Source organism: Bradyrhizobium sp. JR4.3 (assembly GCF_040547695.1).
Classification (GTDB): domain Bacteria; phylum Pseudomonadota; class Alphaproteobacteria; order Rhizobiales; family Xanthobacteraceae; genus Bradyrhizobium; species Bradyrhizobium canariense.
The window spans coordinates 24,130-50,784 of sequence record NZ_JBEPQF010000009.1; the positions used below are offsets into that span (position 1 = coordinate 24,130).

Annotated in this window: 25 protein-coding genes; 17 read left to right on the forward strand and 8 right to left on the reverse strand. The window is 64.8% G+C overall.

The features are described 5' to 3' along the window. The first annotated feature begins 187 nt into the window (after nucleotides 1-187). The 10 genes from lepB (at nucleotide 188) to ABIB91_RS16535 (ending at nucleotide 11,468) form a co-directional block, all read left to right on the forward strand. Nucleotides 188-952 (forward strand): signal peptidase I, encoded by a 765-nt coding sequence (gene lepB / locus ABIB91_RS16490; RefSeq protein ID WP_007603395.1) that lies wholly within the window; start codon nucleotides 188-190, stop codon nucleotides 950-952. Beyond that, complete coding sequence (gene rnc, locus ABIB91_RS16495; RefSeq protein ID WP_354164308.1) at nucleotides 949-1,800, forward strand: ribonuclease III; 852 nt, start codon at nucleotides 949-951, stop codon at nucleotides 1,798-1,800. The genes lepB and rnc overlap by 4 nt, the downstream gene beginning before the upstream one ends. Continuing rightward, the gene (gene era / locus ABIB91_RS16500; protein WP_354163946.1) at nucleotides 1,790-2,716 is read left to right on the forward strand and encodes a GTPase Era; all 927 of its coding nucleotides are present in this window, start codon (nucleotides 1,790-1,792) and stop codon (nucleotides 2,714-2,716) included. The genes rnc and era overlap by 11 nt, the downstream gene beginning before the upstream one ends. A gap of 21 nt (nucleotides 2,717-2,737) precedes the next feature. Continuing rightward, nucleotides 2,738-3,118 carry a hypothetical protein gene (locus tag ABIB91_RS16505; protein ID WP_007603399.1) on the forward strand — a complete coding sequence of 127 codons (381 nt, stop codon included), beginning with the start codon at nucleotides 2,738-2,740 and terminating at the stop codon, nucleotides 3,116-3,118. 79 nt (nucleotides 3,119-3,197) lie between these two features. Further along, nucleotides 3,198-3,950: a DNA repair protein RecO gene (gene recO, locus ABIB91_RS16510; RefSeq protein WP_354163948.1), complete on the forward strand. Its 753-nt coding sequence runs from the start codon at nucleotides 3,198-3,200 to the stop codon at nucleotides 3,948-3,950. A 99-nt stretch (nucleotides 3,951-4,049) separates the two neighbouring features. After that, complete coding sequence (locus ABIB91_RS16515) at nucleotides 4,050-4,334, forward strand: hypothetical protein (RefSeq protein WP_219684707.1); 285 nt, start codon at nucleotides 4,050-4,052, stop codon at nucleotides 4,332-4,334. Between the two features lie 61 nt (nucleotides 4,335-4,395). Next, entirely contained in the window at nucleotides 4,396-6,654 is a 2,259-nt protein-coding gene (parC, locus tag ABIB91_RS16520) for a DNA topoisomerase IV subunit A (protein WP_354163951.1), read from the forward strand. Nucleotides 6,655-6,945: 291 nt separating this feature from the next. Next, nucleotides 6,946-8,496 carry an ABC transporter substrate-binding protein gene (locus ABIB91_RS16525; RefSeq protein ID WP_354163953.1) on the forward strand — a complete coding sequence of 517 codons (1,551 nt, stop codon included), beginning with the start codon at nucleotides 6,946-6,948 and terminating at the stop codon, nucleotides 8,494-8,496. 4 nt (nucleotides 8,497-8,500) lie between these two features. Further along, nucleotides 8,501-10,045: a GMC family oxidoreductase gene (locus tag ABIB91_RS16530; protein WP_354163955.1), complete on the forward strand. Its 1,545-nt coding sequence runs from the start codon at nucleotides 8,501-8,503 to the stop codon at nucleotides 10,043-10,045. Between the two features lie 1,072 nt (nucleotides 10,046-11,117). Continuing rightward, nucleotides 11,118-11,468 (forward strand): hypothetical protein, encoded by a 351-nt coding sequence (locus ABIB91_RS16535; protein ID WP_007603407.1) that lies wholly within the window; start codon nucleotides 11,118-11,120, stop codon nucleotides 11,466-11,468. Between the two features lie 107 nt (nucleotides 11,469-11,575). On the opposite strand, the gene chrA is transcribed toward ABIB91_RS16535, so the two are convergent. Together chrA and ABIB91_RS16545 are read right to left on the reverse strand one after the other, a co-directional pair. Continuing rightward, nucleotides 11,576-12,961, reverse strand: a complete 1,386-nt coding sequence (gene chrA, locus ABIB91_RS16540) for a chromate efflux transporter (RefSeq protein ID WP_007603408.1) — start codon at nucleotides 12,959-12,961, stop codon at nucleotides 11,576-11,578. Continuing rightward, nucleotides 12,961-13,779, reverse strand: a complete 819-nt coding sequence (locus ABIB91_RS16545; RefSeq protein WP_354163958.1) for a chromate resistance protein ChrB domain-containing protein — start codon at nucleotides 13,777-13,779, stop codon at nucleotides 12,961-12,963. The genes chrA and ABIB91_RS16545 overlap by 1 nt, the downstream gene beginning before the upstream one ends. Nucleotides 13,780-13,974: 195 nt before the next feature. Here ABIB91_RS16545 and dmeF point away from each other — a divergent pair, with 195 nt between their 5' ends. Continuing rightward, a complete protein-coding gene (gene dmeF, locus ABIB91_RS16550) occupies nucleotides 13,975-14,922 on the forward strand; it encodes a CDF family Co(II)/Ni(II) efflux transporter DmeF (RefSeq protein ID WP_354163960.1) in 948 nt (315 codons plus the stop codon). Between the two features lie 78 nt (nucleotides 14,923-15,000). Next, nucleotides 15,001-15,831 (forward strand): N-acyl homoserine lactonase family protein, encoded by an 831-nt coding sequence (locus ABIB91_RS16555; RefSeq protein ID WP_354163962.1) that lies wholly within the window; start codon nucleotides 15,001-15,003, stop codon nucleotides 15,829-15,831. Between the two features lie 5 nt (nucleotides 15,832-15,836). Here ABIB91_RS16555 and ABIB91_RS16560 read toward each other — a convergent pair whose 3' ends face one another. Together ABIB91_RS16560 and ABIB91_RS16565 are read right to left on the reverse strand one after the other, a co-directional pair. After that, complete coding sequence (locus ABIB91_RS16560) at nucleotides 15,837-16,028, reverse strand: hypothetical protein (RefSeq protein ID WP_354163964.1); 192 nt, start codon at nucleotides 16,026-16,028, stop codon at nucleotides 15,837-15,839. A 31-nt stretch (nucleotides 16,029-16,059) separates the two neighbouring features. Beyond that, a complete protein-coding gene (locus tag ABIB91_RS16565) occupies nucleotides 16,060-17,217 on the reverse strand; it encodes an MFS transporter (protein ID WP_354163966.1) in 1,158 nt (385 codons plus the stop codon). Between the two features lie 184 nt (nucleotides 17,218-17,401). Between ABIB91_RS16565 and ABIB91_RS16570 the strand changes: the two genes are divergently transcribed. Beyond that, nucleotides 17,402-18,661, forward strand: a complete 1,260-nt coding sequence (locus tag ABIB91_RS16570) for an adenylate/guanylate cyclase domain-containing protein (protein ID WP_354163968.1) — start codon at nucleotides 17,402-17,404, stop codon at nucleotides 18,659-18,661. 154 nt (nucleotides 18,662-18,815) lie between these two features. Here ABIB91_RS16570 and ABIB91_RS16575 read toward each other — a convergent pair whose 3' ends face one another. After that, nucleotides 18,816-20,060: an MFS transporter gene (locus ABIB91_RS16575; RefSeq protein ID WP_354163971.1), complete on the reverse strand. Its 1,245-nt coding sequence runs from the start codon at nucleotides 20,058-20,060 to the stop codon at nucleotides 18,816-18,818. 164 nt (nucleotides 20,061-20,224) lie between these two features. Here ABIB91_RS16575 and ABIB91_RS16580 point away from each other — a divergent pair, with 164 nt between their 5' ends. After that, the gene (locus ABIB91_RS16580) at nucleotides 20,225-21,577 is read left to right on the forward strand and encodes an Nramp family divalent metal transporter (RefSeq protein ID WP_354163973.1); all 1,353 of its coding nucleotides are present in this window, start codon (nucleotides 20,225-20,227) and stop codon (nucleotides 21,575-21,577) included. Nucleotides 21,578-21,696: 119 nt separating this feature from the next. Here the strand turns inward: ABIB91_RS16580 and ABIB91_RS16585 are convergent, their stop codons facing one another. From ABIB91_RS16585 to hemB, 3 genes are all read right to left on the reverse strand, one after another. Further along, complete coding sequence (locus tag ABIB91_RS16585) at nucleotides 21,697-22,473, reverse strand: arginyltransferase (RefSeq protein WP_007603416.1); 777 nt, start codon at nucleotides 22,471-22,473, stop codon at nucleotides 21,697-21,699. 149 nt (nucleotides 22,474-22,622) lie between these two features. Beyond that, on the reverse strand, nucleotides 22,623-23,162 hold the full coding sequence (locus tag ABIB91_RS16590) for an RDD family protein (RefSeq protein ID WP_007611123.1): 540 nt from the start codon (nucleotides 23,160-23,162) through the stop codon (nucleotides 22,623-22,625). A 347-nt stretch (nucleotides 23,163-23,509) separates the two neighbouring features. Next, nucleotides 23,510-24,571: a porphobilinogen synthase gene (gene hemB / locus ABIB91_RS16595; RefSeq protein WP_354163976.1), complete on the reverse strand. Its 1,062-nt coding sequence runs from the start codon at nucleotides 24,569-24,571 to the stop codon at nucleotides 23,510-23,512. Nucleotides 24,572-24,693: 122 nt separating this feature from the next. Here hemB and ABIB91_RS16600 point away from each other — a divergent pair, with 122 nt between their 5' ends. The 3 genes from ABIB91_RS16600 (at nucleotide 24,694) to ABIB91_RS16610 (ending at nucleotide 26,654) form a co-directional block, all read left to right on the forward strand. Continuing rightward, nucleotides 24,694-25,191 (forward strand): DUF6163 family protein, encoded by a 498-nt coding sequence (locus tag ABIB91_RS16600; RefSeq protein WP_007603419.1) that lies wholly within the window; start codon nucleotides 24,694-24,696, stop codon nucleotides 25,189-25,191. 508 nt (nucleotides 25,192-25,699) lie between these two features. Beyond that, on the forward strand, nucleotides 25,700-26,218 hold the full coding sequence (ldtR, locus tag ABIB91_RS16605) for a transcriptional regulator LdtR (protein ID WP_007603420.1): 519 nt from the start codon (nucleotides 25,700-25,702) through the stop codon (nucleotides 26,216-26,218). A gap of 199 nt (nucleotides 26,219-26,417) precedes the next feature. Then, a complete protein-coding gene (locus ABIB91_RS16610; RefSeq protein ID WP_354163978.1) occupies nucleotides 26,418-26,654 on the forward strand; it encodes a hypothetical protein in 237 nt (78 codons plus the stop codon). Nucleotide 26,655 lies beyond the last annotated feature (1 nt).

Consider the following 26,655-nt stretch of genomic DNA (forward strand, 5'->3'; position numbering starts at 1 on the left):
ATCCTTGATTGCGTGGCCTCCGACAACCGTCTAAAAGTCCGCGGACGCAAATCAGGCTGGGCGAATTCGGCTTTACGCCGGAATTGGCCCTCATTATCAGAATCAGGACAATCTCCTTGGGCCGCGAGCGATGGGCTGTTCGCGGGAGGAGGGCGCGCTGTGACCGCCCGCCGGAATTGAGAGAGCAATGAGCGTGACTTCAGGAACGAAAACTGAGAGCGGCGTCGGCGAAACGATCCGGGTCGTGATCCACGCTCTCCTGATCGCGCTGGTGATCCGCACCTTCCTGTTTCAGCCGTTCAACATCCCATCCGGCTCGATGAAGGCCACGTTGCTGGTCGGCGACTATCTGTTCGTCTCGAAATATTCCTACGGCTACAGCCACTATTCGATCCCGTTCTCACCGCCGCTGTTCTCGGGGCGGATCTGGGGCTCGGACCCGAACCGCGGCGACATCGTCGTATTCCGCCTGCCGAAGGACGATTCCACCGACTACATCAAGCGCGTGATCGGCCTGCCCGGCGACCGCATCCAGATGCGGGACGGGCTGCTCTACATCAACGACACGCCGGTCGAGCGGCAGCGCATGAGCGAATTTGTCGGCGAGGACCCCTGCGGCGCCGAAGGCAGCGGCGTCTCCCGGGTGAAGCGCTGGAAGGAAACGCTGCCGAACGGCGTGTCCTACGAAACGCTGGACTGCGCCGACAACGGCTACGTCGACAACACCAACGTCTACACCGTGCCGACCGGCCACTTCTTCATGATGGGCGACAACCGCGACAACTCCACCGACAGCCGCTTTCTCGGCCAGGTCGGCTACGTGCCGCAGGAGAATTTGATCGGGCGCGCCCAGATGATCTTCTTCTCGATCGCCGAAGGCGAGCATGCATGGATGTTCTGGCGCTGGCCGTGGGCGGTGCGCTGGAATCGCTTCTTCAAAATCGTCCGATGAAAGACGAAGCCAAGGACATCGCGACCCTGCCGACCGAGGCGCAAGCGGGCCCCGACGGCGAAGCTGCGACCAAGAGCCTTGAGGGCAAGACGCCTGAAAACAAGACGCCTGCAAAGAAGAAGCGGGTGCGGAGCAGCAAGGCCAGGGGCTTGGATGCGAATGCGGGGCTCGAGGCGCGCATCGGCTACAGCTTTGCCGATCCGAACCTTTTGATGCAAGGCATCACGCATGTCTCCGCGTTGAAGTCCGGGCGCAAGCGCGGTGACAGCTATCAGCGGCTGGAATTCCTCGGCGACCACGTGCTCGGGCTCGTCGTCTCCGACATGCTCTATCACGCCTTCCCGAACGCCGACGAAGGCGAGATGTCCAAGCGACTTGCCGAACTGGTGCGCAAGGAGAGCTGCGCCGATGTCGCCAAGTCGCTCGGTCTGCTCGACGACATCAAGCTCGGCTCGGTCGGCTCCAGCGCCGACGCGCGCCTGCGCAAGAGCGTGCTCGGCGATATCTGCGAGGCCGTGATCGGCGCCGTCTTCCTCGACGGCGGCTACGCGGCGGCGGCCGACTTCGTCAAGCGCAACTGGACCGAGCGCATGCACAAGCCGCGGCGTCCGTTGCGCGATCCCAAGACCGTTCTCCAGGAATGGGCGCAGGGCAAGGGATTGCCGACGCCTGTTTATCGCGAGGTCGAGCGCACCGGCCCGCATCATGATCCGCAATTCCGCGTCGCGGTCGATCTTCCGGGACTCGCTCCGGCGGAAGGCATCGGCGGCAGCAAGCGCGCGGCAGAGAAAGTGGCAGCTTCAGTGATGATCGAACGTGAAGGCGTTGGCGGCGGCAATGACGGTTGAAGCAAGCGGCGAGGCGCCCACTGCTACGCGCTGCGGTTTCGTCGCGCTGATCGGCGCGCCCAACGTCGGCAAATCCACGCTGGTCAATGCGCTGGTCGGGGCCAAGGTCACGATCGTCTCGCGCAAGGTGCAGACCACGCGCGCGCTGATCCGCGGCATCGTGATCGAGAACAACGCGCAGATCATCCTGGTCGATACGCCCGGCATCTTCCTGCCCAAGCGCCGGCTCGACCGCGCCATGGTCTCGACCGCCTGGAGCGGCGCGCATGACGCCGACCTCGTGTGCGTGCTGCTGGATGCCAAGGCCGGCATCGACGAGGAAGCCGAGGCGATCCTCACCAAGGTCGCCAGCGTCAAGCACGAGAAGATTTTGGTCATCAACAAGGTCGACCTGGTCCAGCGCGAGAAGCTGCTGGCGCTGGCGCAGGCCGCCAACGAGCGCATGGCCTTCGCACAGACGTTTATGATCGCGGCGATCTCCGGCGACGGTGTCGACGACCTCAGGCATACACTGGCCGAGATCGTGCCGCCGGGGCCGTTCCTCTATCCCGAAGACCAGATGTCGGACGCGCCGATGCGGCAGCTTGCGGCCGAGATCACCCGCGAGAAGATCTTTCGCAAGCTGCACCAGGAATTGCCCTACCAGTCCACCGTCGAGACCGACAAGTGGGAGGAGCGCAAGGACAAGTCGGTGCGCATCGAGCAGACGATCTTCGTCGAGCGCGAAAGCCAGCGCAAGATCGTGCTCGGCGCGGGCGGCGCCACCATCAAGTCGATCGGCGCGGACTCGCGCAAGGAGATCGGCGAGATCCTGGGCGTGCCGGTGCACCTGTTCCTGTTCGTCAAGGTGCGCGAGAACTGGAGCGACGATCCCGATCGCTACCGCGAGATGGGCCTGGAATTTCCCAAAGAATAACCAAGAAAAGATCGGTCGGCGATGAGCGTACCCAGCAACGTACGGCGCTTCGAAGCGTTGCTCTATGCATCGTTGATGCTGGATGCCTTGTCGGTGGCGGTGCAGGACCGCACGCCGACTGCCGAGATGACCGAACAGATGATCATGACGTCGTCGCTCCTTGCCGGCGGCATGATCCTGCTGCTGGTTTATTTCGTCCGGCTGGCCGCGCGCGGGCGCAAGAACTGGCCGCGCTGGGTGCTGGCGGCAGCACTCGTACTGTCGGTGATCTCGCTCGGCCAGATCATCGGCGAGAAGGGCATGGAACTCGACAGCGCCATCGAGATCGTCTCCTGCGTGCTGACGGCGATGGGATTGTATTTCTCGTTCCGCGGCGACGCGCAGGGCTGGTTCAACGCGTGAGGCCGCGTCGGGTGGATTGGCGGCGCAATCCCGCCAATCCGCCCTACGATTGAAGACCGGAATCCGCTAGACTTCACCGATGGAATGGACCGACGAAGGCATCGTGCTGGGAGTGCGGCGGCATGGCGAGAGCAGCGCCATCGTCGAGCTGCTGACCCGTGCGCACGGCCGCCATCTCGGTCTCGTCCGCGGCGGCGCCGGCTCTCGGATGCGGCCGCTGCTGCAGCCCGGCAACAGCCTCAGCGTGGTGTGGCGGGCGCGGCTCGACGAGCATCTCGGCACCTATGCCGTCGAGGGCCTCAAGCTGCGGGCGGCGACGCTGCTGGGATCATCCCACGGCGTCTACGGCATCACCCATCTCGCTTCGATTGCGCGGTTGCTGCCGGAGCGCGATCCGCACGAAAACCTGCTGGCGCTGCTCGAACATTCGCTGGACGATTTCGACGACATCGGCAGCGCGGCCGTGCACGTGATCCATTTCGAACTGGCAATGCTCACCGAACTCGGCTTCGGGCTGGCGCTGGAAAACTGCGCGGTGACCGGAGAGACCACCGACCTGATCTACGTCTCGCCCAAATCCGGCGGCGCGGTGTCGCGCGGGGCGGGCGAACCGTGGCGCGACCGGCTATTGCGGCTGCCGCCGTTCCTGCGCCAGGGCGAGGTGCAGGGCGACCTCACCGACGAGGATCTTCAGGACGGCTTTCGACTGACCGGCCTTTTCCTGTTGCGCCACGTGCTGGAGCCGCGCGGGCAAGGCCATTCCGACGCGCGGGCGGGCTTCATCAGCGCGTTGACGCGGCAGCAGGCAAAGGCCGCGATTCCCGGGCCATGAGCCAAACGCGGCTCTGCATTGTCGCAATATGTCGGCCCGCCGTGGAACGAAATCGGGTTTCCCTGACTTGCCCCCGGGGTTCCAACCGGGGATATCCTGATGCTGATCAAGGGACTTGTGATATCGGCAGCGCTGATCGCGCTGGCGCCGGACGCTCTCGCGGGTGAGCAGCCGGGCGTCTTTCGCCGTGCCTCCTGTACCGTCGTCAGATTCTATGTGGCCAAATATTCTGCTGTGGCAGCAGAGGCATGGGCCCGGTCCAAGGGCGCGACGGAGGCCGAGATCGAGACGGCCCGGCGGTGCCTGACCAATACCCCGGCCACCACGCAGGCCAAAAACGCCCAACCCACCCAGACCTTCACCGCAGGCTGGGCCGGCCAGTAGGCCGCCCACAGGGAACCAATCGATCCTTGCCCGATTCGCTTCCACGGTTTAACCGGGCGGCATGGGAAAACGATTGATTCCGCCGGAGGAACCGGCCGAAATTCACGAGGTGCCGCTGCGTGAGGCGCTGGAAGAGCGCTATCTCGCGTACGCGCTCTCCACCATCATGCACCGCGCACTGCCCGATGCCCGCGACGGCCTGAAGCCGGTGCATAGGCGCATCCTCTATGGCATGCGCCTGCTCCGGCTCGATCCGGGCACGGCTTTCAAGAAGTCCGCCAAAATCGTCGGCGACGTGATGGGCTCGTTCCATCCGCACGGCGACCAGGCGATCTACGACGCCATGGTGCGTCTCGCTCAGGATTTCTCCTCGCGCTACCCGCTGGTCGACGGCCAGGGCAATTTCGGCAATATCGACGGCGATAATCCCGCCGCCTATCGCTACACCGAAGCGCGCATGACCGACGTCGCGCGGCTTCTGCTCGACGGCATCGATGAGGACGGGGTCGAATTCCGTCCCAATTACGATGGCCAGTCGAAAGAGCCGATCGTGCTGCCCGGCGGCTTCCCGAACCTGCTCGCCAACGGTGCGCAAGGTATCGCGGTCGGCATGGCGACCTCGATCCCGCCGCACAACGCCGCCGAGCTCTGCGACGCCGCGCTGCATCTGATCGAGAAGCCCGACGCGAAGTCGAAGGCCTTGCTGAAATGGGTCAAGGGGCCGGATTTCCCGACCGGCGGCATCTGCGTCGATTCCAAGCAGGCGATCGCTGAAGCCTACACCACCGGCCGCGGCTCGTTCCGCGTCCGCTCCCGATGGGAGCAGGAAGAGGGCGCGCGCGGCACCTGGGTCGTCGTCGTCACCGAGATTCCCTTTCTGGTGCAGAAGTCGCGGTTGATCGAGAAGATCGCCGAGTTGCTCGACCAGAAGAAGCTGCCGCTGGTCGGCGACATCAGGGACGAGTCGGCCGAAGACGTCCGCATCGTGATCGAGCCGAAGTCGAAGAACGTCGATCCCGCGCTGATGATGGAATCGCTGTTCCGGCTGACCGAGCTCGAAAACAAGATTCCGCTGAACCTGAACGTGCTGATCAAGGGCCGCGTCCCCAAGGTGGTGGGGCTCGCTGAGTGCCTGCGCGAATGGCTTGACCATCTGCGCGACGTGCTGATCCGCCGCACCAACCATCGCAAGGCCGAGATCGAGCGCCGGCTGGAGATTCTTGGCGGCCTGCTGATTGCGTATCTGAACATCGACGAGGTGATCAGGATCATCCGCAACGAAGACGAGCCGAAGCCGGCGCTGATCCAGGCGTTCAAGCTCACCGACGTCCAGGCCGAAGCCATCCTCAACATGCGGCTGCGCAGCCTGCGCAAGCTCGAGGAGATGGAGATCCGCACCGAGGACAAGGATCTGCGCAAGGAGCTGAAGGGGATCGAGGGACTGCTGGCGTCCGAGCCCGAGCAGTGGAAGAAGGTCAGTGAGCAGGTCGCCAAGGTCCGCGACATGTTCGGGCCGAAGACGCCGCTCGGCAAGCGCCGCACCACTTTTGCCGATGCGCCCGAGCACGATCTCGCCGCCATCGAGGAGGCCTTGGTCGAGCGCGAGCCGGTGACCGTCGTCGTCTCGGACAAGGGCTGGATCCGCACCTTGAAGGGCCATGTCGAGGATCTCTCGGGGCTTGCCTTCAAGCAGGACGACAAGCTCGGGTTCGCGTTCTTCGCGGAAACGACCTCGAAGCTGCTGCTGTTCGCCACCAATGGAAAATTCTACTCGCTCGATGTCGCAAAACTTCCGGGCGGCCGCGGTCACGGCGAGCCGATCCGCCAGTTCATCGATCTCGAGCCGGAGGCCGCGCCGGTCACACTGTTCGTCAACAAGGGCGGACGCAAATTCCTGGTCGCGAGCCACGAGGGCCAGGGCTTCGTCGTCAACGAGGACGATTGCGTCGGCACCACCAAGAAGGGCAAGCAGGTCCTCAACGTCGACATGCCGAACGAGGCGCGCACGGTTACCGAGGTGCTCGGCGATACCGTCGCCGTCATCGGCGAGAACCGCAAGATGCTGCTTTTCCCGCTCGACCAGGTGCAGGAGATGCCGCGTGGCCGCGGTGCGCGCCTGCAGAAATACAAGGACGGCGGTCTTTCCGACGTCGCCGTGTTCGACGCCAAGGCGGGCCTGACCTGGAAAGACTCCGCAGGCCGCGAATTCTCCGCGACCATGAAGGAGCTCGCCGAGTGGAAAGGCAACCGCGGTGACGCTGGCCGCCTCGCGCCGAAGGGATTCCCGAAGTCGAACAAGTTCGGCAGGGTGATCGGGTAGGCCGCGGGCCGTCGCCATATCGACAGTGTCATGCCCCGCCACCGGGTCTCGCCTTCGGCGAGCCCGATGACAGGCTCCGGCGGGGCATCCAGTACGCCGCGACCTCTCGGCTCAATCATAGCTTTCTCTGGAATACTGGTCGCCCGGTCAAGCCGGGCGATGACAGCGAGGGTGTGGCGCGCAAACGCGCGGCAGATAGCCGTGAGCGCATACGTGTTTCGGCCCCCCGGGCATGAACATTGCTTTTTGTCTGGCGACAAAAACGTCTCCGTCAAAAGGCAAATCCATTCCATGTCCAAACTGAGGGCTTTCATTCCGGCGCTGTTCGCCTTGGCGCTGACCGCGCCGCCCGCGCATGCCGCAGGCAATCTCGTCGCGGTGCTCGAGGCGGAGATCGTCACGCTCGATCCGCATTTCTCCACAGCCTACATTACGCGCACGTTCGGCTACATGGTGTTCGACACGCTGTTCGCGAAGGATTCCAAGGGCGAAATCAAGCCGCAGATGGTGCAGGACTGGAAGGTCTCTGCCGATGGCCTGACCTACAGCTTCACGCTGCGTGATGGCCTGAAATGGCATGACGGCCAGCCGGTCACGGCCGCCGATTGCGTCGCTTCGCTGCGCCGCTGGGGCACCCGCAGTGCGCTCGGCCGCCGCATCTTCGCAATCACGGCCTCGCTCGAGCCCACCGACGCAAAAACCTTCGTGCTGACGCTGAAGGAGCCGTCGGGTCTCGTGATCGACGCGCTCGGCAATCCCGTCAGTCCGGTCGCCTTCATGATGCCCGAGCGCATTGCCAAAACGCCGGGCGACCAGCGCATCACCGAGATCGTCGGCTCCGGCCCGTTCGTCTACAGCAAGGCAGATCACCGCACCGGCGATCGCATGGTCCTGAAGAAATTCGCCGACTACGTGCCGCGTCCCGAGCCTGCCGACTTCCTCGCCGGCGGCAAGCGCGTCAACATCGACACGCTCGAGATCCGCGTCATTCCGGATGGTGCGACCGCAGCCTCCGCGCTGCAGGCCGGCGAGGTCGATTTCATGCAATACGCGCCGTTCGATCTGCTGCCGACCATGGAGAAGAACTCACGGGTCAAACTGGTCAATTTCACTGGCGGCAATATGTTCGCGGGCGCCTATCGCCTCAACGCCGCATCAAAGCCGTTCGACGATCCCGCCATCAGGCGCGTGCTGTGGAAGCTGGTCGATCAGCGCGAGGTGCTGGACGCACTCGGCCTGGACGCCAAATACGCCGCTCCTTGCGCGACATACTTCACTTGCGGCACCACCTATGACAGTAAGGCCGGCACGGAAGCCGCCGCCAAGCCGTCGATCGAAGCAGCGAAGGCCGCGCTGAAGGCGACGAAATACGCCGGCGAGCCTGTTGTCGTGATGGAGGCCAACGATCTCGAAGCCCCGCGCGTCTCGGCGCAGGTGCTGGCCGAGCGGCTGAAGCAGGCCGGTTTCACCGTCGATCTCCAGGTGATGGACTGGGCGAGCGTGCTGGCGCGCCGCGCCAAGAAGGAGGGCTGGAGCGTCTATGGCGTTCACGCCGGCGGCTTCGACCTCGGCTCGCCCTTGACCAACGTCATGGTCGCCTTCAACTGCGCCGACTTCACGGGATGGCAATGCGATGCGCGCATCACGCCGCTGATGGAAGCCTTTGCCAAGGCGCCCGCCGAGGAGGATCGCAAGAAGATCGCAGGCGAGATCCAGACCGTCATGTACGATCAGGCACCCGCAATACCGTGGGGCCAGTTCGCCCAGCCGGCCGCCTCTCGCGCGACCTTGCGCGGTCTGATACCGTCGGCCATCCCGGTGTTCTGGAACGTTGAGAAGTAGCGCGATGTACGATGTCATTGTTGTCGGCGGCGGCTCCGCCGGCGCTGCTGGTGCGGCACGGCTCTCGGAAGATCCCGCGCGGCGCGTCCTGCTGCTCGAGGCGGGTCTGGACTGGCGCGCCGACGAGGCGCCCTGGGAAGTGATGACGCCAAATCCCATCCCGATCATCCACAAGCGCGAGTACCAGGAGAAATGGCAATGGCCGGATCTTCTGACGCGCCGTGTGGCCGGCCAGGAGCCGCGCTTCTACTGGCGCGGCAAGGGGCTCGGCGGCTCGTCGATGATGAACGGCCAGATCGCCATCCGCGGCGTCGCCGCTGCGTTCGACGAATGGGCCGCCAATGGCTGCACCGGCTGGTCGGCGAAGGACGTGATGCCGTTGTTCTCGGTGATCGAGGATGATCTGGAATTCGGCGACGCCGCCGGCCACGGACGCGGCGGACCGCTGCCGGTCTATCGCGCGCCGCCGGACAAATGGGGACCGATCGATCGCGGCTTGCGCGATGCGGCGCTGGCGAGCGGCCATCCCTGGTGCGCCGACGTCAACGGCCCGGACGGCGAGGGCGTCGCCTGCTATCCCATCAACAGCCGCGACAGCCGCCGCATCACGACTAACGAGGGTTATCTGGAGCCCGCGCGGGGCCGCGCCAATCTGGAAATTCGCGGGCATGCGCTGGTCGACCGCGTGCTGATCAGCGACGGCCGGGCGACCGGCCTTCGCGTTCACATCGAGGGGCAGGGCACCAGCGAGATCAGCGCGCGCCAGATCGTGCTGTGCGCCGGCGCCATCCACAGTCCGGCAATCCTGCTGCGCTCGGGCATTGGACCTGCGGATGAGCTGAAGGCGATGGGGATCGCGGTCGAGCGCGACCTGCCGGTCGGTCGGCACTTCTTCGACCACCCGCTGTTTCGCGCCACGATCCAGCTCCACGAAAATCTGCGGCCCACAGATCCCGACACCCGCCACACCAATTGCTGCGTGACCTATTCGTCGGGCCTCGCCGACGGAGGCAAGCGCGACATGATCATGATCGCTTTCAATCATCGCGGCATCGGCGTGCCGGGGGCCATCGGCGCCGGGCTGTTCAACGCGTATTCGCGTGGCACGCTCAAGCTGGCCTCGACCGACCCCGCGATCGATCCTGTCGTCGAGGAGAACATGCTGGCCGATCCCCGCGACATGCTGCGCATGATGGATGCGGTGAAGCGGCTAGCCGTGATCACCGCCCAGCCGGCGCTATCAGGCATCACCGATTGGATCCGGCTCGCCGACACCGATCTGACGCTGCAGCAAGCCGCGGCCTTGCCGGATCACGAGCTCGACGCGCTGCTGCGCCGTGAGACCGGCGACATCCAGCACGCCGCCGGCAGCTGCCGCATGACTGGTGTCAACGACGCCGACGGCGTGGTCAACCCTGACGGCACGGTGAAGGGTATCGCGGGCCTGCGCGTCGCCGACGCCTCGATCATGCCGTCGGATTGCCGGGCCAACACCCACTTCACGACGGTGGTGATTGGGGAAGCGATTGCACGGATGATGATGCGGTAGAGCGACAATGACAAACCCACCCACCTCCTCAGAGGACGGTGATGGTGTGGTGGTCGGCTCTCTCCTCGTCATTGCGAGCGAAGCGAAGCATCCAGAATCTTTCCGGGGAGACAATCTGGATTGCTTCGCTCCGCTCGCAATGACGGGGCAAGCGGCGAGGCCGTCGCTCTCCAATTCACATTTCAATCAGCAGACACGCCATCGCCGTCTCGCGGCATGTTGTGCCCGAGGTTTCTTGTCCGTTTCGCGCCACCTTCAAGACAAGGGCGCAGGGAAGGCCGGGCGCCGGCTGGCACCCGCAGGTCCGTGCGCGATAGAAATGCACACGGGGTGGACCACAGGTTCGCCGGATCGCCCGGCCTTCCCTGCGCGATGGTTTTAACGTGTCCTTCGTGCTCTCCCCGGGGAGCGATGCACTATTGCCCCCGTCGCCCTGCAGATGACTGATGCACGTGCCCGGTCGGGCCGCCACATCACCGCAGGACTTGACGCACAGACCCCGGGCGTCAGGACCACACGACTTGTTCGTCCGCGCACGTCCTCGCATGTCGCTTCGAGTGCTGGCGTGTGCTCACACCCGTATCCATGCGAAGACGCTTTCGGCATCGTGTCGTAGGCACGAAAGCCATTGCTCACAGCCGAAGCCGCCCTGCAATGCCGCTCGCGCCCGACGCCGTCGCGTCCATCGCTGCCCAGCCCGCGGTTCGTGACGATCGCGATCCGCCCCTTGTCTCGGGCCAGGGTGTGTCGCTTGTACGTCAAATCCGAATTTCGGTAAAGTGGAATATTTTGCGAGGTGGGCTTGACAGGGAGAGTGGCGTAAGTGGTCGGCTGTTTTGCCCGACGGGCATGCGGGGGCGAGGGTGACGGCTTTCGCCCAAGGCGTGTGCCAAGAGACGCTAGCGTTTGAGGGCAGAGCGGAAGTCGTTCGGCTCGGTCAACGAAACTGTTGAAGTTTGTAGCTAGATCCATCTGCCCACCTCGATGGATCAGCCGGCGGCCTTGCAAAGCCACTGGGAACTTTGCCAAGGCCTCGTCGTTCCCGTGAGCGGGGCGAACGCAGGCAGAAGCTATGAAATGGATGCTGGTGGTTTTGGTAAGCGGCGTCTCGCCCGTCAACACCGATCTTGTGTTCGACAAGTTCAGTGATTGTCTCGCCGCTGAAGAGCAAATGCGACAGCACTACGCTGATGCCTTCGAGGCGTGGGATCGCATGGCTGCGGCAAGGATCGACCGGCGCAGGGACTACAAGAAAGCTCGCGATGTCGAAGCTAAACGACTGCTGAGCAACGTTGGGACGTGTGTCCCGCATGGTGGCGGCGATCAGCAGCCGGTCAATGCTCAGCAGCAGCAACCCCCCGCTACGTCATCGCAGCAGCCGGAAACGAAACCGTCGCCACCGCAGCCGGGGCCACGGAGTTAGCGGCAGCGATGCCGGCTTGTGGTCGATAGCAGCCGCCATGCAACTCTGACGGCTTAGTGACGCCTTCCATTGGCAAACCGGACGCGACGAACCAATGACTCCGCGTCCTAAATCACCCCCGCCAGCCGCAGCGCCACACCAGCCGCGCAGCTGCCGGCCAGCACCGTCAACATCCCCAGCTTGAATCGGAAGATCGCGGTTGCGGCCGCGATCGACAGCACGAGCGCAGGGATATCGACGCTGGTCAGGACCGGCATGTCGAAGGCAAACGGGAAGGTGTGCACCGGCACGGTGTCGCGGAACAGCGTGTGCAGCGCGAACCAGATCGAGAGGTTGAGGATCACGCCGACGACGGCAGCGGTGATGGCACTGAGCGCACCGCCGAGGCCCTTGTTGCCGCGCAGCCGTTCGACGTAAGGGGCGCCTACGAAAATCCAGAGGAAGCAGGGCGTGAAGGTGACCCAGGTCGCGAGCAATCCGCCGAGCGTGGCCGCGAGCATCGGCGACAGGCCGCTGGCGTCGCGGTAGGCGGCCATGAAGCCCACGAACTGAAGCACCATGATCAGCGGGCCCGGCGTGGTCTCGGCCATGCCGAGACCGTCGAGCATCTCGTGCGGCTTGAGCCAGTGATAATGCTCGACCGCCTGCTGGGCGACATAGGCCAGCACTGCGTAGGCGCCGCCGAAGGTGACCAGCGCCATCTTCGAGAAGAACAGCGCGATGTGACTGAAGACATTGTCTTGTCCAACAGCGAGCAACAGCGCGATCACCGGCACCAGCCAGAGCGCAAGCCAGAGCGCGCCGACGCGAATCGCGCGCGCGGTGTTGGGGCGTACATGTTCGGGCACAGCGTCGCCGAGCATGCTGTCGATCACGGCGCTGCTGCCGGCAGAGCCGTGACCGGCCGGCGCGAATTCCGGACGGCCCTGTTTGGCGCCGATATATCCGATGATGCCGGCGGCGATGATGATGACCGGGAAGGGGATCGCGAAGAAGAAAATCGCGACGAAGGCGATCGCGGCGAGCGCGATCATGATGCGGTTCTTCAATGCGCGCTTGCCGACCCGCACCACGGCCTCGACGACGATGGCGAGCACGGCGGCTTTCAAGCCGAAGAACAGCGCCTCCACGAAGCTGACATTGCCGTAGGCGGCGTAGACGTAGCTCAGGCCCATGATGGCGATGATGCCGGGCAGAATGAACAGACCGCCAGCCATCAGCCCGCCGGCGGTGCGATGCATCAGCCAGCCGACATAGGTCGCGAGCTGCTGCGCTTCCGGGCCCGGCAGCAGCATGCAGTAATTGAGCGCGTGGAGGAAACGGGCTTCCGAGATCCAGTTCTTCTCCTCGACCAGGATGCGGTGCATGACCGCGATCTGGCCCGCGGGCCCGCCAAAACTCAGGCAGGCGACACGGAGCCAGACGCGAAACGCTTCACTGAAGCTGACGCCGTGACCGGCATCAGCTCCTGCTTCGATCGTACGCGTATCCATCAAGCCTTCGCCTTGTTGGTCGGCCAGTTGTGGGTCTCAGACGTAGCGTCACGGCACCAGCGATAGAAGGCGTCGTAGAGCAGCATGCCGGCTTCGAGCTGTTCGAGGTCGTCATCATACATCCGCGACAGCCCGAGCGAAGCTGCGAGCAGGCCGGGCGCCTCCGGCGCAAGGTCGGGCCGCCCGGTGTCGGCGCCGCGCACCAGCGTTGCCAGCCGGAGCAGCGCCGGCGCGGCAATCCCGAACTCCTCGATCATCACGTCGAAGGTGCAGAGCTCGCCACGGTGGCTCCAAAACACGTTCTCGATGTCAAAGGGGGCTGCGTTGAAGCGTTGCCCGACGGCCGCCACTTCCGAAGGCGCCACGAACAGGAACACGGCCGTAGGGTCGACGAAGCGGCGGATCAGCCAGGGGCAGGCAATGCGGTCGACCTTGGGCCGCGCCCGCGTGACCCAGACGGTTCGCCCCTTGGCGTCGCGCGGCGGCAGCTTGCGGGTGTCGACCAGCGGCAGTTTTGCCGCCTTCCAGCCTTCGAAGCCGCCCTCCAGCGTCTCGGCTTGCACGCCGAGCTGCCTGAGCCAGGCCGCCGTGCCCTGCGCGAGCTTTTCGCCGCGCAGGCACGAGACGATCGCGGAACGGCCGGCGAAGTTGGCGCCCCAGTCGGGAACATTGTCGTGGCTGAGCTTGATCGAGCCGGGGATCAGCCGCCGGTCGGCGGCAAAATCCTCGTCGGTGCGCACGTCGATCAGGACAGGGGCATTCGCCGTGCCGATCAGCCGTGCCATTTTTTCAGATGATATCGTCGTGTAGGAAGACATGATGCGCCCTCGTAAGAAGAAACGGGACGCGATACTTGGGCATGTCGCCTCGTGGGGAGATCGCTCAAATCCCCATGGCCTTCATTACACCGAAACGGCACCTACCTGTCAATCGGCTCATTCCGGCGATTTTGCCCAGAAGACTCGCAGGCCTATATTAGGGGTCAACGGCCCGGACCTTTCGGAGACTTTGCGATGCATTCCCATTCCATCGAACAATGGACCCATGACCACGCCTTTCTGGGCGACAAGCACGACGAGAACGAGCGGCGCACCTGGCTCGTCGTCGTCCTGACGCTGGTCATGATGGTCGGCGAGATCGTCGCCGGCTCGCTGTTCGGGTCGATGGCACTGCTCGCCGACGGCTGGCACATGGGCACGCATGCGGCGGCGCTGGGGATTGCCGCGTTCGCGTATCGCTTTGCGCGACGACATCTGGGGAGCTCGCACTTCAGCTTCGGCACCGGCAAATTCGGCGATCTTGCCGCCTTCGCCAGCGCGATCATCCTCGGCCTGATCGCGGTCGAGATCGCCTATGAGAGCGTGCTGCGGCTGTTCACGCCGGTGTCGATCGTCTATGGCGAGGCCATCGCGGTCGCCGCCCTCGGTCTGTGCGTCAATCTCGCCAGTGCCTGGCTGCTCCGCGACAGCCATGGTCACCACCATCACGGCCATGCGCATGATGATCACGATGACCATGATCATCATCACCACCATCATCACGACAACAATCTCCGCGCCGCCTATGTCCACGTCATGGCGGACGCAGCAACCTCGGTCCTGGCGATCGCCGCGCTCGTGGTCGCCATGTATTCGGGATGGGCCTGGGCCGATCCGGCGGTCGGCCTGATCGGCAGTGCCGTTATCGCAAGCTGGGCGTTCGGCCTGATCAAGACATCGGGCGCGGTGCTGCTCGACGTGCGCGCCGACGAGAAGCTCGAGCGTGTGATCCGGGCGCGCATGGAGATCGGCGATGATCGCGTTACCGATTTGCATCTGTGGCAGGTCGGTCCCGGCCATTGCGCCGTGCTGGTGTCAGTGGTCTCGGACAAGCCGAAGCAGCCGGCGGTCTACAAGAAGCGGCTCGCCGGGTTGAAGGGGCTGAGCCACGTCACGGTCGAGGTCGAGACCTGCCCGCACTGAAGCGCTCTGCGGGAATTCTGCGAACTGGCCGGGGTTGACCCTCGGTCACAGCCGACAATGGCTGCAAGGGAGGAACGAATGACGCCAAAGATCAAGCTCGCTCTCGCCGCCGCTGCACTCGTTCTGTCCGGCCATGTGGCGCTGGCGCAGTCCGACAAGACCGGTGTCGAAAAGCTCTACGTCCTCAATTGCGGCGAGGGCACCGCCGGCGACATCTCGCGGTGGACGCCCGGCCTCAACGAGGGCAAGACGATGGACTTCGTCGACAGCTGCTATCTCATCAAGCACGCCAAGGGCTGGTTCCTGTGGGACACCGGCATCGCCGATGCAGTCGCCGCGATGCCGAACGGCCTTGCGCCCGCCGATCCCAAGGCCGTGACCTGGCGCCGGCCGAAGACGCTTGCCGCCCAGCTCGAACAGCTCGGCCTCAAGCCCGGTGACGTCAAGATCATGGCGGTCTCGCACACGCATCCCGACCACACCGGCAATGTCGAGCTATTCCCGCAGGCCACGCTCTACGTGCAGAAGGCCGAGTATGACTGGCCCGGCGCCAACAACGAGCCGCGATTCAAGCCGTCACATCCGGTCGAACTGCTTGCGGGCGACAGGGACGTGTTCGGCGACGGCAGCGTGACCATCCTGTCGACGCCCGGCCATACGCCTGGACACCAATCGCTGCTGGTGAAGCTGCCGAAGACCGGCGCAGTGGTGCTGTCGGGCGATGCGGTGCACTTCAAAGACAATTGGGACAACCGCCGTGTGCCCAGCATGAACGCCAACAAGGACCAGAGCACGGCCTCGATGCAGAAGATCGCCGACACGCTCGGCAAGGAGAAGGCGCAGCTCTGGATCAACCACGACAAGTCCCAGCGCGACAGCCAGAAGATGTCGCCGGAGTTTTACGACTGACGCGGCTAGCCTTTCGGTGCAGTCACGGCGGGCGGGCTCGCGTCTGGCGTCTTCTTCGGCTTCAGCGAGCCGGCGTAGAAGGAGATCAGCCAGACCAGGATGATGGCGAGGAGATAGACCCCCCAGGCCTGCGGCGGCGTGGTTGCCCAGCGCAGGAGGCCTTTGAATGTGCGGGGCGGGCGGGTGTCTTCGGTCATGCTCCGCTTGTGCGCGAAAGCTCCCGCCGGGTCAATCCGGCCGCGGTTGTGCGCGGATCATGAACAGCGCGGCCAGCGCCGAGAGGCTGAGCGCAGAGGAGACGATCAGCACCTTCGCCCCCATGACGTCGATGAGCAGGCCGAAGGCCAGCGGCGCCACGGCCTGCGCCATCCGTGCCGGCGCGCCGATGATGCCGAGTCGATAGCCGAAATCCTTGGGGCCGAAGATCGACAGCGGCAGCGTGCCGCGCGCGATGGTCAGGATGCCGTTGCCGGAGCCGTGGAACAGCGCAAACGCACTCGCCGCAGCACCGCCGAAGATCGCCACGACCACCGCGCCGATCGGGTGGGTGAGGCAGGCGAGCCGCGTCGACCACAGCGGATGAAAGCGGCTGAGGAATCCCGCCTCCAGAATCCGCGCGGCCACTTGCGCCGGGCCGATCAGCGCACCGGCCGCGATCGCCTCGACCGGCGTCGCGCCTGTGGTCTCCAGGATGCGCGGGAAATGCGCGGCCATCGCGCCGGTGACGGTCCAGACCGCGGCGAAGACGAACGCGAGCAGGATCATGGTGCGGTCGAGCGGCAAATGCGGCTTCGCCGCTGTCGCTGCGGCCTGCCTCGCGCCCTTGATCGTCGGCAGCACGAAGAAATTCAGGGGCAGGCCGATCAGGATATTGGCAGCGGCCCAGGCAAAGCACGTCTCGCGCCAGCCGATATGGGCGAGGCCCCAGGCGGTGAGCGGCCAGCCGACGGTCGATGCAAAGCCCGCCATCAGCGTGATGCCGGTGATCGGCCTGCGCGCCTCGGTGCCGTAGATGCGGCCGAGCGCGGCGAAGGCGGCGTCGTAGAGCCCCATCGCCATGCCGATGCCGAGCACGACCCAGGCCATCGCCATCACCGCCACTGATTGCGAGAGGCCGAGCAGAACGAGACCGGCGGCGATCGTCAGGTTCGACACCGAGAGGACCTGCCGGCCGCCGACCAGATCGATCTGTCGCCCGATGCGTGGCCCGAGCAGCGCAGAGATCACCAGCGAGGCCGAGAACGCGCCAAAGACCCAGTTGGGGGAGATGCCGAGATCGCGCGCCATGGGATCGGCAAGCAGCGCCGGCAGATAGTAGCTCGAGGCCCAGGCCAGGGTCTGCGTGGTACCGAGCGCCAGGATGATCGGAAGCTGGCGCTGGCTCATATCCCCGTATTTCTAATCGGCCGTGTCATCATTCGCATTTGCGCCCGAGGCGGGAGGACGTCAACAGCGTCCGCGACATATGCGACCTGCCGCGGGTGGGAGCCTTGGCCGCGAGCGGGAGCCTTGGCGCCGCAAGCTCCGCGCGCCGCCTTTCGCTCGTCACGAATGCACGGCATAATGGCGCATGCAATTGACCTCGCGCCTTGCGCTGATGAACTGGTTGGCCGGCCAGGGGCTCACGGGCCTGCCCGAACCCGAACTGCTGCGCGGCTTCTGCGAGCGCTGCCGCGCTGAGGGGCTGGAACTTTCGCGTGGGCTTGTCGTCATCGATACGCTGCACCCGATCTACGAGGGGCGCGCCTTCCGCTGGAGCGATACGCCGACCAACGAGAGCGACGTCGTCGAATACGGCTCGACGGCCGAGGGCGACGCGGCCAACAATTGGCGCCGCTCGGTGTTCTATCATTTGCTCGAGCATGGTCACGACGAGATGGTGATCGACCTCGCCGAGGCGCCCTCGCTCGATTTTTCGCAAATCGGTGAGCTCGCTGAAACGGGTCATCGCCATTTCCTGGCCTTTGTGCATCGCTTCGGGGAGACCGGAGCGCTCGGGCAGATGGACTGCCTCTACTCCTCCTGGACAACGCGACGCGACAGCGGCTTCGCCGACGCCGAGCTCGCAGCGCTGCGCGACCTCGTGCCGGTGCTGGGGCTCGCGATCAAGTCGGCGCAGCAGGTCGACATCGCGCGCACGCTCGGCCGCGTCTATCTCGGCCGCGATGCGTCAGAGCAGGTCTTGAGCGGACGTATCTCGCGCGGCGTCACCGAACGCATCAACGCCGTGCTGTGGTATTCGGATCTGCGCGGCTCGACCGGAATCAGCGAGAGCATCGGCCCCGACGAGATCATCCCGTTCCTGAACGACTATGCGCAGGCCGTGATCGATGCCATCCACGACGCCGGCGGCGACGTGCTGAAGCTGATCGGCGACGGCGTGCTCGCGATGTTCACCGGCGAAGACATGGCGTATGCCCGGCGCGCGGCGCTGCGCGCCGAGCATCTATTCCGCAAGAACGTTGCAGCGCTCAATCTGCGGCGGGGCGCCGAGGGCCGTCCCACCACGTCCGCCTATATCGGCCTGCATGTCGGCGAGGTCTTCTACGGCAATATCGGCAGCGAGGACCGGCTCGACTTCACCGTGGTCGGTCCGACCGTGAACGAGGTCAGTCGCATCGCCTCGATGAGCCGTTCGGTCGATCGCGAGCTGCTGGCCTCGGCGGAGTTCTACAAGGGCCTCGATGCCGCCGGCCGCCGCTATCTCGTCTCCACCGGCCGCTACGCGTTGCGCGGCATCGGCCGCGCGCAGGATCTCTACACGCTCGATCCCGAGGTGGATGCGAGCGAGCCGGTGACAGGGAGCTACGAGCGGTATCTGGCGAATTAAATTCCGCGGTGCCCCCCAATGTCGTCCTGGCGAAAGCCAGGACCCATAACCACCGCCTGCAGTTTTGCGAAGACTCATAGTTGGCGATTTTTGCCAAACTGCTCCCTGGGGTAATGGGTCCTGGCTTTCGCCAGGACGACGGCGGAGAAACTGCCTAACACCGCGCCACCACCTCATCGCCCACCATGTCGGGCTGCCGGTCCAGGGCCACCGCGGGCGAGAGCCAGATCACCAGCGCCTGCACGCCGAACACCGCCGCCGCGAGATAAAGGCACGCTTCCGCGCTCCAGAGGCCGCCGACGATCGCACCCAGCGCCGAGCCGACCGGGCGGGCGCCGTAGCTCATGATGTTGATGGCGGAAACGCGGCCGAGCAGGCGAGGCGGCGTCACCGACTGGCGCAGCGTTGTGGTCGAGATCACCCACAGGATCGGCCCGACGCCGAGCAGGAAGAAGCTCAAGGCGGCAAGCCAGGGGGAGGGGACCAGCACCGTCAGCGCCATCACCATTGCGGCGACGAAGCCGGTGACGGGGCCAAGGCCGACCACCGTGCCGAACGCGACGCGCTTCATCACGCGCGTGGCAAACAGCGCGCCGATCACCATGCCGACACCGTACATCGTCAGCACGGTGCCGACGCCGACCGCGTTTAGGCCGAGGTGACGTACGGCGTAGGGCACGAACACCGCGATCTGCAGGAACCATCCGGTGTTGAAGATGAACTGGGTGATGAAGACCGGCCGCAGCAGCGGATGATGAAACACGAAGGCCGCGCCCTCGCGGATGTCCTGGAGCGGATGCCGCCGTGGCGCCGGCGTGCGGGCGGGCTCGTAGATGCCGGAGAGCAGCACGACGGCGATAGCCGAGAGCGCGGCCGCGAAGCCGAAGGCCGGGCTCGCGCCCCACCACCCCACCAGCGCGCCACCAAGCGCAGGCCCGCTGGCGAAGGCGATGGTGCGTGCGAGCTCGATCCGCGCATTGGCCGCCGGCAACAGGTCCGAACTCACCAGCGAGGGCACCAGTGCCGGCGCGGCCACGCTGTAGACGACGGTGCCGCACACGGCGGCAAAGCCGAGCAGCGCCAGCAGCGGCAGGTTGAGCGCGCCGAGCGCGAGCAGCAGCACGATCGCTGCAAGGGCCGCGGCCCGCAGCGCCTCGGCGCCCGCCATCAGCGAACGGCGGGAGATGCGGTCGGCCAGCAGGCCGGCCGGGATGGCGAACAGGACGAAGGGTAGGGTCAGAGCGGTCTGGAGCAGGCCGGTCTGGCCTTCGGCGACGCCGAGCGTCAGCACCGCGACGATGGGGGCCGCGGCCAGCGCGATCTGTTCGGCCGACTGTGCCGCCAGGTTCGACCAGGCGAGGCGGTTGAATGTCTCGGGGAGGCGAAGCGGATTTGACATGGCTCATTTCCTGCAAGTCGGGTTGGCGCCACTATCCGCCTCCGACCACGGCCAAACCCACCCGCTTCCCGACAGGGCGGCACATAGCGGCCGCCGAGGACCGATGCGGCTAGATGCAGTTGCAAATGAGTTGCAATAAGGCTCGACTTCGGTATTCTCGACCCATGGATGCTCGCTCTCCCGATCTGACCCGAGACGCCGCCGGCTGGCGCAATGATGCGCCTGCGACCAAGAGCCTTGCCGAGGTGAATGCCTCGGTCGCCCTCCCCATCGCGGGGGTGTGGTGGCGGCGCCTGCTCGCTTTCGTCGGCCCGGGCTATCTGGTGTCGGTCGGCTACATGGACCCCGGCAACTGGGCGACCGACCTCGCTGGCGGCTCGAAGTTCGGTTACACGCTGCTCTCGGTCATCCTGCTGTCGAACCTGATGGCGATCCTGCTCCAGTCGCTGGCAGCGCGGCTCGGCATCGTCACCGACCGAGATCTCGCGCAGGCCTGCCGTGCGACCTATTCGCCGGCCGTGAATTTCCTGCTCTGGATCGCCTGCGAGGCGGCGATCATCGCCTGCGATCTCGCCGAGGTGATCGGCACGGCAATTGCGCTAAAACTCCTGTTCGGCATTCCCCTGATCGGCGGCGCGCTGATCGCTGCGCTGGATGCCTTTTTGCTGCTCATCCTGATGAACCGTGGCTTCCGTTTCCTCGAGGCCTTCGTCATCGCACTGCTCGTCGTGATCGCTGTCTGCTTCACGGTCCAGCTTGCCGCGGCAGCACCGCCGGTGGCCGAGATGCTGAGGGGATTCGTGCCGAAGACCGAGATCTTCACCAATCCCGAGATGCTCTACATCGCAATCGGCATCATCGGCGCCACTGTGATGCCGCATAATCTCTATCTGCACTCCTCGATCGTGCAGACCCGCGCCTATGAGCGCAACGACACCGGCCGGCGCGAGGCGATCAAATGGGCGACGACGGACTCGACCGTCGCCCTGATGCTGGCGCTGTTCATCAATGCCGCGATCCTGGTCGTGGCTGCCGCAACCTTCCACAAGAGCGGCCATTCTGACGTGGCCGAGATCGGCCAGGCCTTCGAGCTGCTGTCTCCGCTGCTCGGCCTCGGCATCGCCTCGACGCTGTTCGCGGTGGCGCTGCTCGCCTCGGGCCTCAATTCAACGGTGACGGCGACGCTCGCCGGACAGATCGTGATGGAAGGCTTTCTCGACCTGCGCCTGCCGAGCTGGGCGCGCCGGTTGCTGACGCGCGGCATCGCGATCGTTCCCGTGATCGTCGTCACCGCGATCTACGGCGAGCGCGGCACGGCTGATCTGCTGGTGTTCAGCCAGGTCGTGCTGTCGATGCAATTGCCCTTCGCCGTCATCCCGCTGGTCCGCTTCGTCTCCGACCGCCGCAAGATGGGCAAGTTCGTCATCCCGGCGTGGGTCGCGGCGATCGCGTGGATCGTTGCCGGCATCATCGTGGTTTTGAACTTGAAGCTGCTGGCGGATACGCTGTTCGGGTGAACACATCGCGGCTGTCGTCGTCCGGCTGGACCGGACGACCCAGTATTCCAGAGACGGTTGTGATTGACCCGAGAAGCCGCGGCGTACTGGATGCCCCGCTTTCGCGGCACGACGGAGAGCTAATCCTGCGGCTCGGACGCCGCGTCGCCTTGCGCGTCGATGCGCAGCCAGCCTGACGGCGCGAGGCGCTGCTGCGGCAGGAAGCGGGCCTTGTAGTCCATCTTCTTCGAGCCTTCGATCCAGTAGCCGAGATAGACGTAAGGCAGTCCTTGCCGGCGGGCGCGGGCGATGTGGTCGAGGATCATGAAGGTGCCCATCGAGCGGCTGACTTCGCCCGGCTCGAAGAACGAATAGACCATCGACAGGCCGTCGCTGAGCACGTCGGTCAGCGCGACCGCGATCAGCTCCTCGCCGCGGCCGGTGATGCCGCTGTCGGGACCACGCTTGCGGTACTCGATGATGCGGGTCTCGACGTGGCTGTCCTCGACCATCATGGCGTAATCGAGCACGGTCATGTCGGCCATGCCGCCATGGCGGTGACGGGAATCGAGATAGGCGCGGAACACCGAATATTGCTCGGAGGTCGGCACCGCGCTGCGCTGCTCGCCGATGATGTCGGCGTTGCGCGCGATCACCTTGCGGAAGTTGCGGGAGGGGCGGAACTCGTTGGCGATCACCCGGACCGAGACGCAGGCGCGACACTGGTCGCAGGCCGGACGGTAGGCGATGGATTGGCTGCGACGGAAGCCGCCATGGGTCAGGAGGTCGTTGAGGTCACCGGCGCGCTCACCTACGAGGTGCGTAAACACCTTGCGCTCGTGTCGGCCCGGCAGATAGGGGCAGGGTGACGGCGCCGTGAGGTAAAATTGTGGGGTGTCGCGCGAGTGCTGGGTCAAGGGACGTCGTGGGCCTCCAAAATGTGCATCAGCATCGCGCTACAAAAGCCCCCGGTCAATCGGTCTACTCGGCAGGTCACATCGGTCAGCATAGCGGGTCCAGGTTGATAGGTTCTTGATCCGGGTTGGTTGATCAGTAGGTCCTTTGATCAGTAGGTTCTGGCGCCCTGAGGCACCGGCGCACGAACGGAATTGTTGATCACGACCGTTCCCAGCACGAAATCCTGCAGCAAGCGCCTGCGGCCGTTGAACAGCCCGACCAGCACCACGAAGGGCGACAGGAACGAAACGGTCACCCAGAACAGCACGGCGTGGGTGGCGCCGAGCACGAAATAGCCGGGCGCGCCGTACCAGGTGCGGAGCTCCAGATCCATCACGCGCATGCCGATGGTCGCGGACGACGGACCGCCGATGCAGGCGCCGTAATAGACGATGGCCCAGATCACGGAGGCAGGCCAGGCCAGCCAGAACAGCGCCCAGCCGATGCCGAGCGTAACCACGCCGAACACCGCGATGAAGAGGTAGCCGAGGATCACCGGCACCGAGATCACGACCATGTCGATCAGGAAGGCGAACACCCGCCGCGTCGCAACGCCCCGGAACAGTTCCGGGTGCAGATAGGGATCATAGGCATGCGGCTGCGCCCCACCGTCATTGCGCCAGGCATTGCCCGAGTCCGAATACGACATGACCGTTCTCCCGAGGGAAACTCCCGTGGCAGGACTCCCGTGGAAAGACATGGGAACAGGTCGTCCGCGCGCCAAGGGTGCCGGCATTAACAAGCCGAAATATTCCGGCAATTCGGGGGCGGCGGAGGCGGGAGGAAAGGGCGCTGACGCCACACCCCTCAGTGTCGTCCTGGCGAAAGCCAGGACCCATTACCCCAAGGAGAAGTTTGGCCAAGACTGGAGGTTGGTACGTTCGCCGGTGTCGATACTGCGTGCTCTCGATAGATCACGCGGTATGGGTCCTGGCTTTCGCCAGGACGACGATGAAGAGACAGATGTGCCCGGCCGCGCCGGGACGACGTTGGGGCTTACCCCTGCGTCCGCAGCTTCTCCGCTGCCTTCGGCGCGAAATAACTCAGCACACCGTCGGCGCCGGCGCGCTTGAAGGCGAGCAGGCTCTCCATCATGGCGCGGTCGCCGTCGAGCCAGCCGTTGTTGGCGGCGGCCGCGATCATCGCGTATTCGCCGGACACTTGGTAGGCGAAGGTCGGCATCGCGAACGTGTCCTTCACGCGGCGGACGACGTCGAGATAGGGCATGCCGGGCTTGACCATCACCATGTCGGCGCCCTCGGCGATGTCGAGCTCGACCTCGCGCAACGCCTCGTCGGTGTTGGCGCTGTCCATCTGATAGGTGCGCTTGTCGCCGGTGAGCGTCTTGGCCGAGCCGATGGCATCGCGGAACGGGCCGTAGAAGGCGGAGGCGTACTTTGCGGCATAGGCCATGATCTGCACGTCGAGCAGACCGGTGCGATCCAGGCCCTCGCGGATCGCGGCGACGCGGCCGTCCATCATGTCGGAGGGCGCGATGATGTCGCACCCGGCTTCGGCCTGCACCAGGGCCTGACGCACCAGCACGGCGACCGTCTCGTCGTTCAGGATCTTGCCGTCGGAGATCAGGCCGTCATGGCCGTGACTGGTGAAGGGATCGAGCGCGACGTCGCAGAGAATGCCGATCTCCGGGAATTCCTTCTTGATTGCGCGCACCGCCTGGCAGACCAGATTGTTCGGGTTGGTGGCTTCCGAGCCCTCCTCGTCGCGCAGGGACGGCTCGGTATAGGGAAACAGCGCGAGGCAGGGGATGGTGAGCTTCATCGCGCGCTCGGCGTCGCGCACGGCCTGGTCGACGCTGAGACGCTCGACACCCGGCATCGAGGCGATCTGCTCGCGCTTGTTGTTGCCGTCGATCAGGAACAGCGGCCAGATCAGATCGTCCGTCGTGAGCACGTTCTCGCGCACCATGCGCCTGGCCCATTCGGCCTTGCGGTTGCGGCGCGGGCGGACGGTCAGATCGAGGGCAGGGGAGGCCCCAGTGCCATCCCGGCGCGAGACCTCGCGCAACTCGATCGGACGTCCGTATTTGATCGCCATTACTCTTCCTCCGGCTGGAATTATTCTTATACCAGCTCGCATGGTTCCCGTCACCGCGGCTTGACCTGCCGCAAAAGATGGCAGCCGATTGATTTTGCGGGGCAAAGCAGCCAGAAGGGGGCATGTCCGAGATCTCCACCCGCGATGCGGCCCGCGACAGCGCCAGGGACGCCGTCCGAGACAATGCCAGAGACAGCGCAATGTCGGTGGCGGCGATCTCGTCGGAGCGGGCTGAGTCCGACGACAATGTCTGGACGCGCCGGCTCGTGCTGTTCCTGCGGGTGATGGCGCTGCTCTCGATCCTCAAGGGCCTCTATCATTGGGCGCAGGTGACGGGCTTCGTCGGCGGCGAGGACGAGGCTTTCGAGAACCAGTCGATGGCCTGGCAGGCCTCGACCATCTACTTCGCCGTGATCGAGCTCGTTGCCGCGGTTGGGCTGTGGCTCGCCACACCCTGGGGCGCGGTGGTGTGGCTGACGACCGTGGTGTCGATGGCGGTGATCGAGCTGATGTTCCCGGGCATCTACGGCGGCAGCCTGGTCGTGGTCGGGGTCGAAGCCTTCATGCTGGCGGCCTATCTCGCACTCGCCTGGATGGCCGCACGCGAACGGCCGCCATAGCAAACTCGATTTCAACGTTCACACACACTCTCTCGTGCCCCGGACGCTGCGCAGCACGCAGTGATGCGCTGCTGAGCCAGGGCCCATCTCTCCACAAGCTCGTTTGTGGCCCCTGGATCCCGGATCTTCGCTCCGCTCGTCCGGGACACGAGGGCGCAGTTGTGCCCGCTTGGTTGACGGTTGGTTGCGTAAAATTCGACGTAAGTTTTCGCTAACCAGCATGTTCCGCCACAGCTCTTACGCGGCCGTTTCGAAACGGGGCGGGGCTGTTCTGGAATGCGACAATCGGGGCGGACGGAGGGTGAACAGGACCTTGCGAGAGTCAACAGACTATTGCGAAAAGTGCTTGTGGCACAGGCTTAATCCGCAATTCACTGTCTTAAATTCATGATCTCTTTATTCTCTTATTTAAGCCGATCTTCAAACGAGCCCCTTAAGTTGCACCTATCAGACGGGACACAAGTTTCGTCGAATGAGTGTCGATAAAAACGACAACAGGGGAAGTGTCATGATGAAAGCCGTCGCAACTGCGGCAGATACCGCAGAGCGCGTCTCCGGCCAGCAGGGTTCGGTGCAGACGCTCTATCTGGAAGCTTTGACTCTGGTGGAGCGGCTGCATCGCCGGCTGCTCGACGTCATCAAGGACGAGTTCGATCGCCGCGGTCGTGCGGACATCAACTCGGTTCAGGCGCTGCTGCTCTACAACATCGGCGACAAGGAGCTGACCGCGGGCGAACTGCGCACGCGCGGTTATTACCTCGGCTCCAACGTCTCCTACAATCTGAAGAAGCTCGTCGAGCTCGGCTTCCTTGACCATCAGCGCTCGCGCGTTGATCGCCGCTCGGTGCGCATCCGCCTGACGCCGCAGGGCCAGGAAGTTCGCCGCATCGTCGACTCGCTCTACCAGAAGCACGTCAAGACGGTCGAGCAGGTCGGCGGCATCTCGGGCGAGGAGTTCTCGACCCTGAACAAGTCGCTGCACCGCCTCGAGCGGTTCTGGACCGACCAGATCCTGTATCGTCTCTGAGCTCTTTCGACGGGATTTGGCCAAGCCGGCCCACAACAAGACCGGCAAGCCTCCCGAACGTGCCTGAGCTTCCCCAAGCGCGCCGGCCCGGCTGTGTCCGGACCGGTGCGTTTTTATTTCGCGGTTGCGAAAAAATTCCCCGACACCAGGGAACGAGTTCCCGGTTCGATGCTTATCTCCTCCGGATCGGAGGCTGACGATGCTGGTCGAGCGTGGCGTTGGGGTGATGAACGTGGAACTCGTGAGCGAGGCCTACGCCATCGCCGCGAACTATCTTCGCCGCTCCGGCGCGATCCGGGACACCCTCGTCACCGACGAACGCCTGCTCGAGATCGTTATCAAGCTGCTCCAGCTCGGCGAATTCAACAAGATCAGGCTGGCCAACAAGGCCATCGTCAGGTTCGAGGCGCAGTCCGAGGCCAAAGCGGTTGCCTGAT